Here is a 15,038-nt window from a genome sequence, read left to right as displayed (position 1 = left end):
GAGATCATCATGACACTGACGAAAACCAGTCTGCTCACCCTCGCCGCCCTGGCCATTACTGCCTGCACCAAGCCGGAACCACCCAACATCGGCTACGCCCCCTACGACAAGAGCTACCAGTCGAAGATGGACCTCGCCCAGGTCGATTACAAATACCCGATTCCGCCGGCCGAACTGGCCAAGATCACCCCGGACTACCTGGCCAAGCTCGATCAGGAACAGCTCGACCAGCTCTACGGCCGCCTCGCCGCCGGCCCCATCCCGGACGGCGCTTTCGACGGCCGCATCCTGCTGCCGCGCGGAGAAAGCGGCAAATTCCGGCTGACTGAACTGGTCGGCGGCTTTACCGGCACGCTGCTCCATCTCAAGGGCCTGGTCATCGAGGACGTCGGCGAAGCGCTGTGGCGGGGCAAGGTCTTCTTCCGCGACGAACGCGTGCTGCGCAACCGCATCGATGACCTTTCGGTGCTCAAGAAAGTCGGGCTGGTTGAGGGTGAACCGAAGAAAATGACCTACGGCGGCAAGGAAACCTGGCTGCTCTTCCCGGCCAAGCTCTACTGCGGCCAGAGCCTGCTCGACGCCCGGCGCGAATCGATCATCATCGACTACTTTTTCACCGACGAAATTCCCGGTTATCAGGAAAGCCCGGACTACCTCGCCGGCCGCCGCGGCCTCAAGGTGCGCGACGAAATCCGCATGATCCGCCCCGGCCTTTACCTTGGCCGCGCCTACCTCGACAAGGCTTTCGCCCTCAACTTCACGCTCTACGACAAGGCCACCGACGACAAGGCGCGGGAGGAATTCATCAAGACCGGAGAGGTTCAGCAAGACTGCTGGCCGGGCACTCAGCGGCGACAATCTGCCGTCGCTGCCGCTAAACCGTGACCCGTGAGCTTGTCATGGAAGCCTGCCATGAACCTGCGCAACGCCCTGCTGGCCGGCCTGATCGGCCTGGCCTGCGGGCCGGGAGCGGTGATGTGGGCGGCGGCTGAAACCCGCCCGGCACCGACCTGGGTCGTCGACCCGGCTGTGCCCGGCGACGATCTTCCCCCCGTCGGCCGCTCGCTGTTCGACCAGTTTTTTGCCGTGGCGCGCAACGGCCAGAGTGCCATCGAACTGCCCTTTCCCTTCACCGCCCTGCTCGCTCGCCTCGACGCCGAGCTGATAGCCGATTCCCGCAGCGCCCTGCCGCCGACCAAGCGCGTCCTCATTCCGCTCGGCCGCTCCCTGCAACGGACGGCGGCAGCGCCGGACTATTTCGCCTATCCCCGCGTCGTTGTTACGGTCGACACGGAAAATCGCCCAAATTCGAAATTCTTCCTGAAAGACCGCATCTACCTCGGCTACCAGGAAAAATCGGCCGTCCTCGAAGTCATTAGCTACAACGAAGCGGCCGGGCGTTTCGAGTTCCAGCTCGTTAAGGACTACCGGGCCGGCGGCCAGCCGCAGGTTTTCTACGCCAACCGCAAGCTCTGTTTCGCCTGCCACCAGAACGGCTCACCCATTTTCTCGCGCGCCCTGTGGGATGAAACCAATGCCAATCCGCAGGTTGCCGCCCTGCTCACTGCCAGTGGACGGCGTTTCTACGGCATCCCGGTCGAGCGCGGCATCGATATTCCCTACGCCATCGACAACGCCACCGAGCGCGCCAACGGCTTCGCCCTGAGCCAGAAGCTGTGGCGCGAAGGCTGCGGCGACAACGACCTGCCCGCCCGCCGCTGCCGGGCCGGACTATTCACCGCCGCGCTGCGCCACGCCCTGTCCGGCGGACAGACTTGGGCACCGGATGCCGATTTCAGTCAAAAGGTCATCGACCCGTTATGCAGCGAAGCCCGCCGCCGCTGGCCCGGCGGGCTGGCCGTCGGCAACCCCGACATCCCGAATCGCAACCCGCTGCAGAACGTCGCCGACTGGCCGGCCGAACCGGCTGCCCGCGTCGCCCACTCCCACGTCGCGGCCCGTTTTGAACCGCTCAGCCCGCGCCCGCCCCGGGAAATCTGGCAAGCCGAGGCCCCGGGTGCGCTCACCACGCTGGTCACCGGCCTCGCCGAATTCGTTTCCGCCTCTGACCGCCGGCAGATCGAAATCGCCCTCGCCCGGCTACCCGACATCGCCACGACGCAACTGACGGCGTCCTGTCGAATCAGCGCCAACACCCCGGCCTCGCGCTGGTCGGTGAACTGTGCGGCGAGCGCTGGACCAAGCCTGGCCGGCACTTTGAACCTGACGGCAGGCCGACCGAACAGCGGACAACTGACCCGCCTCACCCTGCCCGGCGGCACCGCCCTGAGCAATCTCGATCTGGTGCCGAGCGGCCCGGCGACGACGAACGAGGCAAGCTTCACGCTACGCCTCGGGCAGCAAAGCCCGCGCAGCGCCGATGGCCACGTGCTTGGCCGACTGACATTTCGCCGCAACCCCAGCGATCCCGCTGCTGGCGAAGCCGTGCTCGATATCCGCCAGGATTTCGCCGCCATCGAACGCGCCATGACGCGACTGGCCGACAGCCCGCAAGGCGAGTCACTGTTCGCCCCACGCGCCATCCCCCGGGAAAACCTGGCGGCCGCGCTGCTCGCCGAACTCGGCGCCCCAACGCCAAAGCCTTGCTGCCAGGCCGCGCAGAACCTGCCCGCGCCGCGTCTGGAAGTGCCCTCGGCCGCGCTGGGCAACCTCGTAACCGCCCCGGTCGAACCAGCGTTGCAGGCCTTCTACCCCTACTGCGCGACCTGCCACCAGACAGCTGAAACCTTCCCGCCCAATTTCCTGGCCGGCAATGGCACGCAGGTGGCGGCCCGCCTGCGCCAGTGTGCACCGCGCCTTTACGTCCGGCTGGCCATGGCCGATCTGCCGCCGGAACAACGCGACAAGACGCCGATGCCGCCGGAAAGCATGCTGCCGGCCTTCGCCACCCACAGCGAGCGCTGGCGCAACAGCACGGCCCGCAAGACCCTGCTCGCTCAGGTCGGCGACTGGCTGCGGGCAGAAACCGGCCGTTCGCCCAACCTCAACGAATTGCTGGCCGGCGGCTACGAAGCCCTGCGCCCTTGTCTGCCCACCACGCCATAACGCCAACAAACCAAGGGGAGCACCATGAACGAAGAGCTAAAACAAACCCCCAGCCCCTGGAAGCGCCGCTTCCTGATTCTTCTGGTCATCACCGTCATCATCCCCGGCTTCATCGGCCTGCTCTTCCTCAAGCGTTTCACCGAGGACATTCCGGTCGATTACGCCAACCCGACCGAGCATTTCAAATATGGCTCGACCGGCGGCGAGCATGAGATGGGCTTCCCGTACTGGATCTGGAAGGCGCTGCCCGAGGTCTGCCCGCAATACCTGCCGGGCAAGGGCTACCAGTCGCTCGGCATGGTCTATGAAAAGAATCCCGACGGCAGCGACCGCGACCTCCCGGTCGGTACCTCGCAGCGCCGCTATCAGGGCGTCGACCGCGTCTTCGTCAATTGCGCCGTCTGCCACGTCAGCACTGTGCGCACTGCGGCCGACCAGCCGGCCACCATCGTCCTCGGCATGCCGGCGGCGACCTTCAACATGAAGGCATTCGAGGAATTCTTCTTCCGCTGCGCCGCCGATCCGAAGTTCTCGAAGGAATACATCCTGCCGGAAATCGAGCGCCAGGGCGCCAACCTCGACCTGCTCGACCACTATCTGGTCTACCCCATCGCCATCGCCATCATGCGCGACCGGGTGCTGGCGCTGGCCGGGCGTTTCGACTGGGTGTTCAAGCAGCACGAATGGGGGCCGGGCCGGGTCGATACCTTCAATTCGGCCAAGGTCATTTTCAACTGGCCCATGCATTTGCTCGACCCGAAGGAATTCGATGCCCCGGCCGACTTCCCGTCGATCTGGCGGCAACGTCAGCGCATGGAGCCGAAGGAAATGCAGTTGCACTGGGACGGCAACAACACGACGGTCGAGGAGCGCAACAAGAGCGCCGCTTTCGGCACCGGCACGACGCCGCCGACCATCGACATCCAGCGCATCAAGCGCGTCGAAGCGTGGATCAGGGAGGCCGAGCCACTTCAATTTTCGGACTTTTTCCCGGTTGACCGTGGCATGGCCGCCCAGGGCGCGCCGATCTACCAGAAATACTGCGCCGCCTGCCACGGCGCCTCGGGCAGCGACTTCAGCGGCGAATACGTCGGCACCATCGAGCCGCTGGCCAAAATCGGCACCGACCGCCGCCGCCTTGATTCCTACACCTACACGCTGGCCGTGAACCAGGCCACGCTCTACGCCGACTACCCGTGGCGCTTCACACATTTCCAGAAAACCCACGGCTACGCCAACATGCCGCTCGACGGCCTGTGGCTGCGCGCGCCTTACCTGCACAACGGCTCGGTGCCCAGCCTGCGCGACCTGCTCGAACCGGCCGCCAAACGGCCGAAAGCCTTCTACCGCGGCAACGACGTCTATGACCCGGTGAAAGTCGGTTTCGTCTCGAACGTCACCGAAGCCGGCGGCAAGAAATTCTTCCGCCTCGACACCACCGTGCCCGGCAACGGCAACGGCGGCCACGAGGGCAAGGCCTACGGAACCGAACTGAGCGACGGCGAAAAGGCCGCGCTGGTCGAGTTCCTCAAGACATTCTGAGAGGCACCATCATGAGCAACTGCGCCTGCAAAACCTGGCTCAAATACGCCGCCCTCGGCCTCGCCACCCTCGCCGTCATCGGCGCCATGATCGGCTATGACCGGGGCTTTCGCGAATACCCGCAACCGGACTGGGTGACCGCCACGCCGGACATGCGCTTCAAATACGGCTCAATCGGCGCCGAGCAGGATTCCGGCATCCCGTACTGGATTTTCTACGTGCTGCCCCGGGTCTTTCCCGAGAAGTTCAAGGAAGACGGCAAGGTCGTCCCCGGCGGTTACGCGGCGCTCGGCGTGCCGTGGGAGATGGGCCGCGAACTGCCGGTCGGCTTCACCCAGAAAACCATCGGCTTCGCCCGCGTCGCCAACAACTGCGCCGTCTGCCACACCACGAGCTACCGCGTATCGCCGGACAGCAACCCGGTCTTCGTCGTCGGCGGCTCGGGCCACACCACCAATGTTCAGGCCTTCTTCCGGCTGCTCATCGACTGCGCCAAGGACCCGCGCTTCAACGCCGACATCCTGATGGCCGAGATCAACCGCGTCACGCACCTCGACTGGATCGACCAGCTGCTCTACCGCTTCCTGATCATCCCGATCACCAAAAAGCGCCTGCTCGAACGCGAGGCGCAATTCGCCTGGCTCTATCGCCCGGACTTTCCGGAATGGGGCCGCGGCCGCGACGACGGCATGAACCTGACCCGGTATTTCATGATCAAGGCGCCGATGGACGACTACTTCGGCCCGGCCGACATGCCGGCCGTGTGGAACCTCAAGAAATACGACCCGGCCAAGGGCAGCCGCCCAAATTACGCTGCCGACACCCACGACGTCCATTCGGTAGTCATCGATTCGGCGCTCGGCGTGCTCGGTGCCCCGCCCAAGAACAACGCCCGCTTCATGGAGCAGGTCGAGTGGCTCAAAGCCTATCTCTCCGAACTCCAGCCACCGAGCTACCCCTTCCCCATCGACCAAGCCCGGGCGAGCAACGGCAAAGCGCTGTTCGCCACCCATTGCGCCGCCTGCCACGCCAGCGACAAAACCGGCACATCGCTGCCGCTGGCCGATGTCGGCACCGACCGCGGCCGCCTCGACACCTGGAATAAGGGCGCCGCGATCAAGGCCAACCAGGTCGTCAAGGAAATGGGCCTCGAACGGAAAGGCCTGGTCGAGGAGGATTTGCCTGGCTACCACATCCCCTTCCTCGACGGCCTCTGGCTACGCGCCCCCTACCTGCACAACGGCTCGGTGCCGACCCTGCGCGACCTGCTCGAACCAGCCACCAAACGCCCCAAGGCTTTCTGGCGCGGCTACGACGTTTATGACCAGAAGAACGTCGGCTTCATCACCGCCACGCCGGAAGCCCAACGCGTCGGCACCAAGTTCGACACCGCCAGCAAGGGCAGCGGCAACCAGGGCCACGAGTTCGGCACCGGCCTGTCGGCCAGCGAAAAGGACGCCCTTGTCGAGTATTTGAAAACCCTGTAACCCGCGCCCAATCGGCCCCCTCCCCCGACAAGGGAGGGGTTTGAATCACCCCGAGCCCCGACGCCTTTGGCAACCCATCCGGTTCGCCTCCCACGGTCAACCGGAAATTTTGCCCAAAATTGAAATTTCCCAAGCGCTGCCTGGCGCCGTAAAGCCCTTCGCAAGTTAGCCCCGCACGTTTTGTCGTTGCTCTCTGACTGACGGCACAGCAATTCTTGGTGCGCTATTTGCATTCCCGTTGGTAACAGCGTTCAAACGGGCGATTCTTGTCGTGTTCCCCTCAATTCAAGCCACATCCCTTGCCACCTCGCGCCCCGCGCCGGACAACCGGCGCCCGCGGCCCTGTCGATACCGCGCCCCTCACGCCCGGGAGGCAAGGTATGCATGACACCTACTCCGCTGCAGGTGACGACGAATGGGTCATCTGGAACGGTGGGCTCGGCGTGGTCACCACGGCCACGCTCGGCCGGGTCGAGGTCGGCCCCGAAGGCCGCAAGGCATGGCTGGAAGAACCCTTCGACATGGTCGGGCCATTCGATTTCGACGAACTCGAGACCCGCGGCCGAATCAGCTTTGCGGCATGTATCGTCATGTCACGCCAGCGCTGGCAAGACGACCAGGCGGCCTTGAAGCGGGAATCAATCCACCTGCGCCGTGCCGCCCAGGAGCGAATGAACGAGGAATTTGCCCGCTTCTTCGGCCGGCAAGGCAGACACCACAGCAAGCGCCAACCCGTGGACGAACGCGAACATCGCGAGGCACTGAACCTGCCGGCCAGCGGAAAGCTCGAACGACGCCAGGTCAACACCGCCTACAGACGCCTCGCCCAGAAAGCCCATCCCGACGTCGGGGGAAGTCATGAACAGTTCGTCCGCATCACCAAAGCGCGCACCGTCCTGCTCGAAACGATTTCGTGACCGCAGGCAGACGCGAATTGGAGCGGATAGCGCTACAGATCAATTGCCATGCCGGGAAGATACCCAGAGGCCTTTTTCTTGAATCAACGAACAGGTGAATGCCCCCATGAGTCAGATCATCGAATTTCCCATTGCGAACAATCAACGAAACCATGACTACGATGCCGACATTGAAGAAATACTGGCACCCATCCCGCCGAAAACCCGGGAAAAACTCAGGTTCGAGCTGATCAAGACAATCAATGGCTATGACGCCTATTTCACGCAATGGTCCTTGAGTTTTCCTGAAAGCTGCGATGAAACGCTGAAAAAACAAATCTACGACCTGGCGCATCAGGAACATGGGCGAAAAATACGCATGCTCAAAGACATCATGCTACTCAAGGCAAAAGTCCTGGTTTCGGAGTACCACAGATCAAAGTGATTTGGTTCCAACGGGGCCATCCAACCGAATGCGCGCCGGGCAATCGGAAAGACAACCGGAGTCTTTCTTTTCGGTGAAATCAAAACTCCGAGATCAAGTCGTGAGTAAGGCATTTGCTGCTGCCAGTTCTCAATGAAAGGCGGCGCCATGTCGGAGAATCGGCCTTTGCGGTCGTTGGCATCCGGAGTTTTGTCCGTCAGCAATTCGTCTGTCACCGGCCGTTCAGTCGTAAGCCGAAGTCAATGACAGCTTTTCACTTCTGGCTACAGCAGGACCACAACGTGCTGTGGACAGACGATCAGTAAGATATGCGATGACACATGACTGAGAAGGAGCCGTCGTTCAATTGCCACGAATATCCAACCAAGCCAACAAAGTCTCATACAGCTTGCCAGGATCAACTGGCTTGGCAATATGATCGTTCATTCCAGCCTCACGGCAGACTTGGCGATCCTCCTCAAAAGCGTTGGCCGTCATCGCTAGGATGGGGGTGGCGACGTTCAACGAATCCGCCCGAATGGCTTGAGTAGCGTCAACGCCATTCATGTTCGGCATCTGCATATCCATCAGGATGAGGGCATAGGCGGTTTGTTTGGCTAATGCGAGCGCCTGTAAACCATCCTCAGCTATGTCGACCTTCAGTCCCACGTCTTCAAGCAGGCAACGTGATACTTCCTGTGTAATCGGCTCGTCTTCGGCAAGAAGGATATGCTTACCCGCATAATTGGCTTTAAGACGTTGCTCAGCGGAGAGCATGGAAACTACTTTTGCTGGCGGGATAGAAGCGAAATCGCGCTTTTGGAATGGAACGATGAACCAGAAGGTGCTACCACGCCCTAGCACACTCTCTACGCCAATATCGCCGCCCATGAGTTGAACCAGCCGTTTGCAGATCGCCAAGCCCAACCCAGTGCCGCCATACCTGCGCGTCATGCTGCTGTCGGCCTGCTCGAAGGATTGAAACAGCCGTGTTTGTGCTTCCACGTCGATACCAAGTCCAGTATCAACAATTTCGAAGCGGATTTTCAGGACTTCGATAGTTTCTGCAACCAATTTGGCGCGCAAGACGATTTCGCCGTGCTCACTGAATTTGATGGCGTTGCTGATGAGGTTGATGAGGATTTGTCCTAGGCGCAGCGAATCGCCACAGAGCGTAAGATTGAATAAATCAGCCGGCACATCCGTGGTCAGCCTCAAACCCTTTTGCGATGCATTGTTCTCCAGAAAGCCAATAACATTGCCCACGCTGTCGGCAAGTCGGAACGGGACGTTCTCTAGCACAAGCCGATCAGCTTCAATTTTTGAGAGGTCAAGGATATCGTTGAGGACACCCAGTAGGCGCTCTGCTGAGAGTTTTGCTTTGTCGAGGAACTCCAGCCCTTTGACATCCGCCATTCGTCTTCTGGCCATGTCGATCATGCCCATAACGCCGTTCATGGGGGTTCTCAGCTCATGGCTCATGTTGGCGAGAAAGGTACTTTTAGCTTGGCTGGCAGCCTCCGCCGCTGCTTTAGCAGCTTCCAGATCAATAGTTCGCTGCACCACCACTTCTTCCAGGTGTTCTCGGTACTGCTGGAGTTCGGCATCGACCTGCTTACGTGCAGTAATGTCGAGATGCGTTCCAGCCATACGGACGACCTTTCCGTCGCAATGCTCGATAACTCGGCCCCGACTTTCGATCCAGTGTTCGCTGCCATCCTTCGCCCGAACACGTAACATCACACAATAGGGCCTATCAGGCGTCGCGGCTAAGGCCGCAATTTGCTGTTTTACGTTTGCCGTATCATCTGGATGGACAATGGATGCCCAGTCATCCCAGTGTGTACCCAACTCCCCTTCTGAATACCCAAGCATCGCAGTCATTTGGTGGGAATGGTAAGCGTCGCCGGTTTCGATATTCATGTCCCAGATACCGATACCGGCCGCTTCGGTAGCCAAATCTAAACGATGTGCGGTTTCCTGCAGGGCCGCCTCCGTCTCCTTACGAGCGGAAATGTCTTCCTGAATTGCTACAATCTCGACGAGTTGCCCTGCATCGCCGTACACAGGATAGCAATGCACCCTGAGCCATATCTTTTTGGATTGGACCGCCGTACCGCCTGCGATCCGCTCATACGAATGCTCGGGAAGCACGAGGGTTTCACCCGCAAACACCCGCTTCAACAACGGCAGAATGCCGAGTGTTTCAAGCAGCTGGTCTTGCAGTACGTTGTAGTGCTTTAGGTCGTCGAAGGAGGCGTGCCAAAGTTGTTCCCAAGCAGCATTCACCCGCAGCACGGAGCCGTCGGGCGCGAACACCTGAATTGCCAACGGTGAACGCTCTGCCAACATCCGATAGCGATGTTCGCTCTCGCGCAATGCGGCATCGGTCTCACGTATGCGAACAAGGTCATCTTGCAGTTGCGCAGTTTGCTTGATGACCTGAACACGAAGTGCCCGGGCGATAAGGATGGTAATCAGAATAACGGCTACCAACCCACCCAGCGCCCATGCTCCCCACCATGGAAGTACGGATACTGGCGGCTCCGCCACCCACGACTTTCGGACAGCGAAATAGGGGGAGTCGAATGCCGACTGCCAAGATTTCAGGTGGGCATCGATGGCAACCAGCAGGTCTGCGTTTCGCCCCTCTGCTGTGGCAAAGAAAAGGCGAGCAGGCTGAAACATGATGCTTGAGGGAGACAAACGGTAACGGGTAGCGTTGCTGTCACCGTAATACTGGTTAGCCGATACCGCATCAGCCTTGCCGGAGGCAACCAGCGCGAATCCCTCGTCGTAAGATCTGACAAGAACGAACTCGCAGGAAATACCGAAATCTCGAAGCGTCTGTCGAAGGTAGTCCTCTTGAATGGACTTCTCGAGGACAACAATTTTTTTGTTCTGAAGCCCAAGTACCGACTCCAGGCTGGTTCCGTGAGGGACATAGAGGGTCGACCAGCTATGTAGCGCCGGTAGGGTATGGAAATCCAATTCTTGATCGCGGCGATCCGAATAAGCAACATCCGGTAACAGGTCGATTTGGCCGGCTTTTAATGCATTCAGGCATTGCTGCCACTCGCAAGGTGTGGTCTGTACCTGCCATTCTTCTCGTTTGGCAATCTCGAGAAGGAGGTCCCCAAAAATTCCGGTCGGTTGGCGATCTACGCTTAGCCCAAGCTTTGGCAAATTACTATAGACGCCGACACGCACTTCTCGCGGCGCAGCATGCGCGCTAGCAGAGATACCGACCCAGACCAACAGGGTCAAAAGTCCAATCTTGCTCAGCCATTCAGAGGCGAATACTGACGAAGGGTGATGTTGATTGAGGCGGGGAATGGTGAAGCTCCTATGGCGAATAGCCCATACTTTTCGCTTCAGTAAAGCGGTATCTTTTGTTGCCAGTATCGTCTCCAATCGCAGCAAAATGCAAGCCGGATTGACACCGAATGCCATCAGAATCCAAAGGTGCCGTGCGTGCCGGTCGGGGGTAACTATTCGCCGGAGTTGAATGCTTCCGGTCGCTGCAACGCATGCCACGAAGACAGAATAATAATGCCAGACTGCTGACCGATCTGGGGCGTTTCATCATCTACCGCTCAGAACGAATAGCTCGCTTTCAGCCAGCGCTCGGAACGGCGGCTCCAGCCAGAAACCTGTCGTTCGACAACCAAGATTGCGACGGTCCGCAGCGGATCGGCAGTTCGCGTTCGCCAAGATAGGAAGTTGCCGTTCAAGCCTCATTGCCGTTGAAGGGCTGCTTACTGCCAGTTTTCCGACCGCCACCGAGAATTAGGCCAATGGCCGGTTAGGCCGATTCAGAGACGTTCAGAAAGCCCTTCTGCATTTCTAACTTCGCAGTGCTCTTAAACAAACACTCCCCCCAACGCCTTCCCCCCGCTTTAATTGAACGGAATATTCTTTCCGCGGTCGACTAGCAGAGGTTGGCCGGTTTTCTGGCGTCGAACGCACTGCCTGCCGACTGAAGAGGGCTGGCGGATCGATGGCCTTTCCGGCTTTTCTGGCCTCAGCGGGGGAGGAAATGACCGATATTTTTCTGAGCTACACCGAGCGCGACCGGGAGACGGCACGGCGGGTTGCCGAGGTGCTAGGTTCGGCCGGCTGGAGCGTCTGGTGGGATCGGCGGATTCCGGCCGGTGAAACCTGGCGCAGCGTGCTTGAGCATGCGCTGGAGGACATGCGCTGCATGGTGGTCTTGTGGTCGGCCAAGTCGATCGAAAGCGAGTGGGTGTACGAGGAGGCCAGCGAGGGGCGGCGACTGGGCAAGCTGGTGCCGGTGATGATTGAAGCCGTTCGCCCGCCGGCCGGTTTCCGCGAGATTCAGGCGGCCGATCTGACGGGCTGGGATGGCTCGCCGGATTTCGATGGCCTGCGCATGCTGCTCGGCGATCTTGAAAACCTGCTGGGCAAGCCCGTTGGCGCGGCACCGGCACGGCCGTTGAAGCCAATCGCTGCGAAGCCCGGAGAGGCTGGCCCGGCCTATGACCCGGCCGATCTGACCCGCATCAATACCAAGCCGCCGGTTTGGTGGAAAAACAACTTAGCGAGCGTCGCTGTTGCCGGCGCGCTGGTGTTGGCCGGGGCCGGCTACCTGGCTTTGTCCGGACGGGAGCCGACCGCGGTTCCGCCGCAGGCGCGCCAGCCGGAGCAGCCGGAAACGCGCCCCGGCTTGGTGGTGCCGAAGCCGGCGCCAGTGGCCGATGCCTTGGCCCCGAAGAAGCCAGCAGGGGTATCAGTGACCGCAGATGCGCCGATCCTGACCGAAAAACTGGCACAAAAGCCGGCCGCGCGGCCGCTCGACGAGAAAGTCAAAACCACGCGGGCGCCGGCGATCAGGGCACGCTGCGCCGATCTTCTCTCGCGCGTTCAATTGGGCGAATCACTGTCCTACGAGGCGCAGGCCGTATTCCAGAAGGAGTGTCAGCAATGACCACCATTTTCCGTAAAACGGGCGCCGTTACGGTCTCCATAACGGCGCTATGCGTCGCCCTGCTCGCCACGGGCTGCGACAGCCTGCGCGAGAAACCAGCATCGCCGGCCGCCCCGGCCACCAGTACCCAGCCATCTTCTTCCACCCCACCCGCCTCCCCGCCGCCAACCCAGGCCTACGACAAGGCCGTGTTGAGCGCGGCCACGGCCTTGTTCAAGAATGCCAAGTTGCCGGCCGAGGGCATGCCTGCGCAGGCCAAGTACGCGGTGGTGATCGACCCGCTGATCGACGGCATGACCGGGGCGCAATCGGTGGCCACGCAGGCGATGGGTGTCCGCCTGACCAACATGATGCGCGAGCAGTATCCGCAGTTTGACGTGAAGGCATTTTCGGCCGCCAACGTGGCCAAGAGCCCGCTCGTGCTGATCGGCACTTTCACGGGCGTCAACGCCGAACGCAAGACGGCCGGGCCGCGCGAGGCTTACCGGATTTGCCTGGCGCTGGCCGATCTGCGCAGCGGCAAGCTGGTCAGCAAGGGCCTGGCTTTTGCCTTGCCGGATGGCGTCGATCCGACGCCGCTGGCCTTCTTCCGCGATGCCCCGGCCTGGTCGGAAGACCCCGCGACCGAGGGCTACATCAAGACCTGCCAGGGCACAAAGGCCGGCGACCCGATCAACCCGCTTTACCTCGACCGCATCATCGCCGCCGCGCTGGTCGCCGAAGCCATCGATGCCTACGATGCCGGCCACTATCAGGATGCGCTGGAACTCTACGGCAACGCCCTGGCGACGCCGGCCGGCAACCAGTTTCGCGTCCATAACGGCATCTACCTCGCCCACTGGAAACTGGGGCACCGGCAGCAGGCGGCAGCGGCATTCGGGAAGATCGTCGATTACGGCCTTGAGCATCGCCGCCTGGCCGTCAAATTCCTCTTCCGGCCCGGCTCGACGGCTTTTGTCACCGATCCCAAGCTCAGCGGCCCGTATCCCGTCTGGCTGAAGACAATCGCCCAGCGCACATCGGGCGTCGGCAGTTGCCTGGAAGTAACCGGCCACACCAGCCCGACCGGCCCCGAACCCTTGAACGAACGGCTGTCGCTGTTGCGGGCTGAATTCGTCAAGGCGCGCCTGGAAGGAGCATCGCCGAAGCTGGCCAAACGGATGATCGCCAACGGTGTCGGCTCGCGGCAAACGATGGTCGGCACCGGCCGCGACGATGCCAGCGATGCGCTGGATCGGCGGGTGGAGTTCAAGGTGATTGGGTGCTGACGATCCGCCAGGCAACGGTTGCCACGGTCAACCGGAAATTTTGGCCAAAATTGAAATGCCGGGGACGCCCAGCGCGCAGCGATCACGCCGCAGGCGATGCGTTTTCCCTTGGTGCCGGCCGGCTTTTTGTTGATGCCGCCTTGTTCAACAGTATGTTGGCTACTGGCTGCGGCGATCCGAATTCCTTCGGCGCTCCGCACCGAGCCTTTGGTCCGCCTGCCCCGCGGGCGGGCCGTAGTTGATGGATCGTCTGTCGTTGCTGCGCCGGAGAGCATGATGATTGCGCTGGTCCGGACACAGACCAGGCAAATATGGCAGCTCGCCAGCGCCCTCCGCACGCCCTGCACAGCGCAAGGCCTTTTCGTATTGATCCAGGGCATATTCGGCGATGCTGGCCGCCCGCTCGTCCTTCCCTCGAAGATATGAAATCGTGGTCAGGGCTTCGAGCAGGATTGTGAGAATTTTATCGCCCGGGTTTTCTGCTTCCTTCATCTACTTCTCGCCTCCAGTTCACAAACATCCTCGACTGCTACAAAGCCGGTTCTGAATACTCAGCAAACTTGATGCCTGCGTCTGGAAAGCCCACAAGCACAACGGAAAACGATGTTGGCAATTTTAGCCGTGTAAGTATTTTCGACACATTTCGCAGCCATTAGCGCGTACTCAGCAAGCAGCGGGCAGCGCTGGTCACTGTGAACACGCCCTCAACGCCCGGCACTGGCCGCGATGCGAAAGCAAGCCCAAACCACACATTACCGGCCGATCCGCTGCCCGTATCCGGTCATTACGGTCAACCGGAAATTTTTGCCAAATTTGAAATTTTCAGCATCCGTCAGCGCGCGGCGATCACCCCGCAGGCGATCCGCTTGCCCGAATTGCCGGCCGGCTGCGACTTGTAATCGTCCGGATCGGCATGGATCACGATACTGCGCCCGACCACGCCGGTTGGGCCGCTCAGGGTCAGGCCGCGAAGATCCGCTGCATATCTGGCTTCGCCCTGCGCGTTGGCGATCAGGTTGGGCAAGTCGCCGCCGTGATGCTCTTCGCTGGTGAAGTGACCGTGCCCTTTGGCGCCCGGATTGAAATGGCCCTTGGCGCTGCTGGCGTCCGGTGCGCTGCAATCGCCCGCCTCGTGAACATGGAAACCATGCTCGCCCGGCGTCAGCCCGGCCACCGTGGCTTCAATGCGCAAACGACCCGCCGTTTCGGAAAAGCTGACCGTACCGCTGACCATGCTGCTCGAACGGGCGAGCAACTCGGCGCTGGCCGAAGGACTGGACATGGAGCTGGCACAGCCGCCCAGCAAGACGAGGGACAGGGCACTCAAGGCGATAGCGGGACGGAGCGGCATGGTTTTCTCCTGAACGAAAGCGAGCAATGCTGTCTGACCAATATGCAAAACGGATG

Annotated in this window: 11 protein-coding genes; 8 read left to right on the top strand and 3 right to left on the bottom strand. The window is 61.0% G+C overall.

Annotation, left to right across the window (positions count from 1 at the left end; all coding sequences use genetic code 11):
• Positions 1-9: 9 nt before the first annotated feature.
• The 6 genes from AC07TV_RS07955 (at position 10) to AC07TV_RS07930 (ending at position 7,436) form a co-directional block, all read left to right on the top strand.
• On the top strand, positions 10-885 hold the full coding sequence (locus tag AC07TV_RS07955) for a hypothetical protein (protein WP_494647856.1): 876 nt from the start codon (positions 10-12) through the stop codon (positions 883-885).
• 27 nt (positions 886-912) lie between these two features.
• Positions 913-3,066 (top strand): hypothetical protein, encoded by a 2,154-nt coding sequence (locus AC07TV_RS07950; protein ID WP_494647855.1) that lies wholly within the window; start codon positions 913-915, stop codon positions 3,064-3,066.
• Between the two features lie 24 nt (positions 3,067-3,090).
• A complete protein-coding gene (locus AC07TV_RS07945) occupies positions 3,091-4,608 on the top strand; it encodes a c-type cytochrome (RefSeq protein ID WP_494647854.1) in 1,518 nt (505 codons plus the stop codon).
• A gap of 11 nt (positions 4,609-4,619) precedes the next feature.
• Positions 4,620-6,095 (top strand): c-type cytochrome, encoded by a 1,476-nt coding sequence (locus AC07TV_RS07940; RefSeq protein ID WP_494647853.1) that lies wholly within the window; start codon positions 4,620-4,622, stop codon positions 6,093-6,095.
• 380 nt (positions 6,096-6,475) lie between these two features.
• On the top strand, positions 6,476-7,012 hold the full coding sequence (locus tag AC07TV_RS07935) for a J domain-containing protein (RefSeq protein WP_494647852.1): 537 nt from the start codon (positions 6,476-6,478) through the stop codon (positions 7,010-7,012).
• Between the two features lie 106 nt (positions 7,013-7,118).
• A complete protein-coding gene (locus AC07TV_RS07930; RefSeq protein WP_494647851.1) occupies positions 7,119-7,436 on the top strand; it encodes a hypothetical protein in 318 nt (105 codons plus the stop codon).
• 342 nt (positions 7,437-7,778) lie between these two features.
• On the opposite strand, the gene AC07TV_RS07925 is transcribed toward AC07TV_RS07930, so the two are convergent.
• Positions 7,779-10,868 (bottom strand): ATP-binding protein, encoded by a 3,090-nt coding sequence (locus AC07TV_RS07925; protein WP_494647850.1) that lies wholly within the window; start codon positions 10,866-10,868, stop codon positions 7,779-7,781.
• Positions 10,869-11,454: 586 nt separating this feature from the next.
• Here AC07TV_RS07925 and AC07TV_RS07920 point away from each other — a divergent pair.
• On the top strand, positions 11,455-12,363 hold the full coding sequence (locus AC07TV_RS07920; RefSeq protein WP_494647849.1) for a toll/interleukin-1 receptor domain-containing protein: 909 nt from the start codon (positions 11,455-11,457) through the stop codon (positions 12,361-12,363).
• Entirely contained in the window at positions 12,360-13,631 is a 1,272-nt protein-coding gene (locus AC07TV_RS07915) for an OmpA family protein (protein WP_494647848.1), read from the top strand. The genes AC07TV_RS07920 and AC07TV_RS07915 overlap by 4 nt, the downstream gene beginning before the upstream one ends.
• Positions 13,632-13,790: 159 nt before the next feature.
• Here AC07TV_RS07915 and AC07TV_RS07910 read toward each other — a convergent pair whose 3' ends face one another.
• Entirely contained in the window at positions 13,791-14,123 is a 333-nt protein-coding gene (locus AC07TV_RS07910) for a hypothetical protein (RefSeq protein WP_494647847.1), read from the bottom strand.
• 340 nt (positions 14,124-14,463) lie between these two features.
• Positions 14,464-14,982 (bottom strand): superoxide dismutase family protein, encoded by a 519-nt coding sequence (locus tag AC07TV_RS07905; RefSeq protein ID WP_494647846.1) that lies wholly within the window; start codon positions 14,980-14,982, stop codon positions 14,464-14,466.
• Positions 14,983-15,038 lie beyond the last annotated feature (56 nt).

The sequence above is a fragment of the Azonexus sp. GW821-FHT04F04 genome (assembly GCF_059420025.1).
This window is presented reverse-complemented; position numbering and strand designations above follow the sequence as displayed.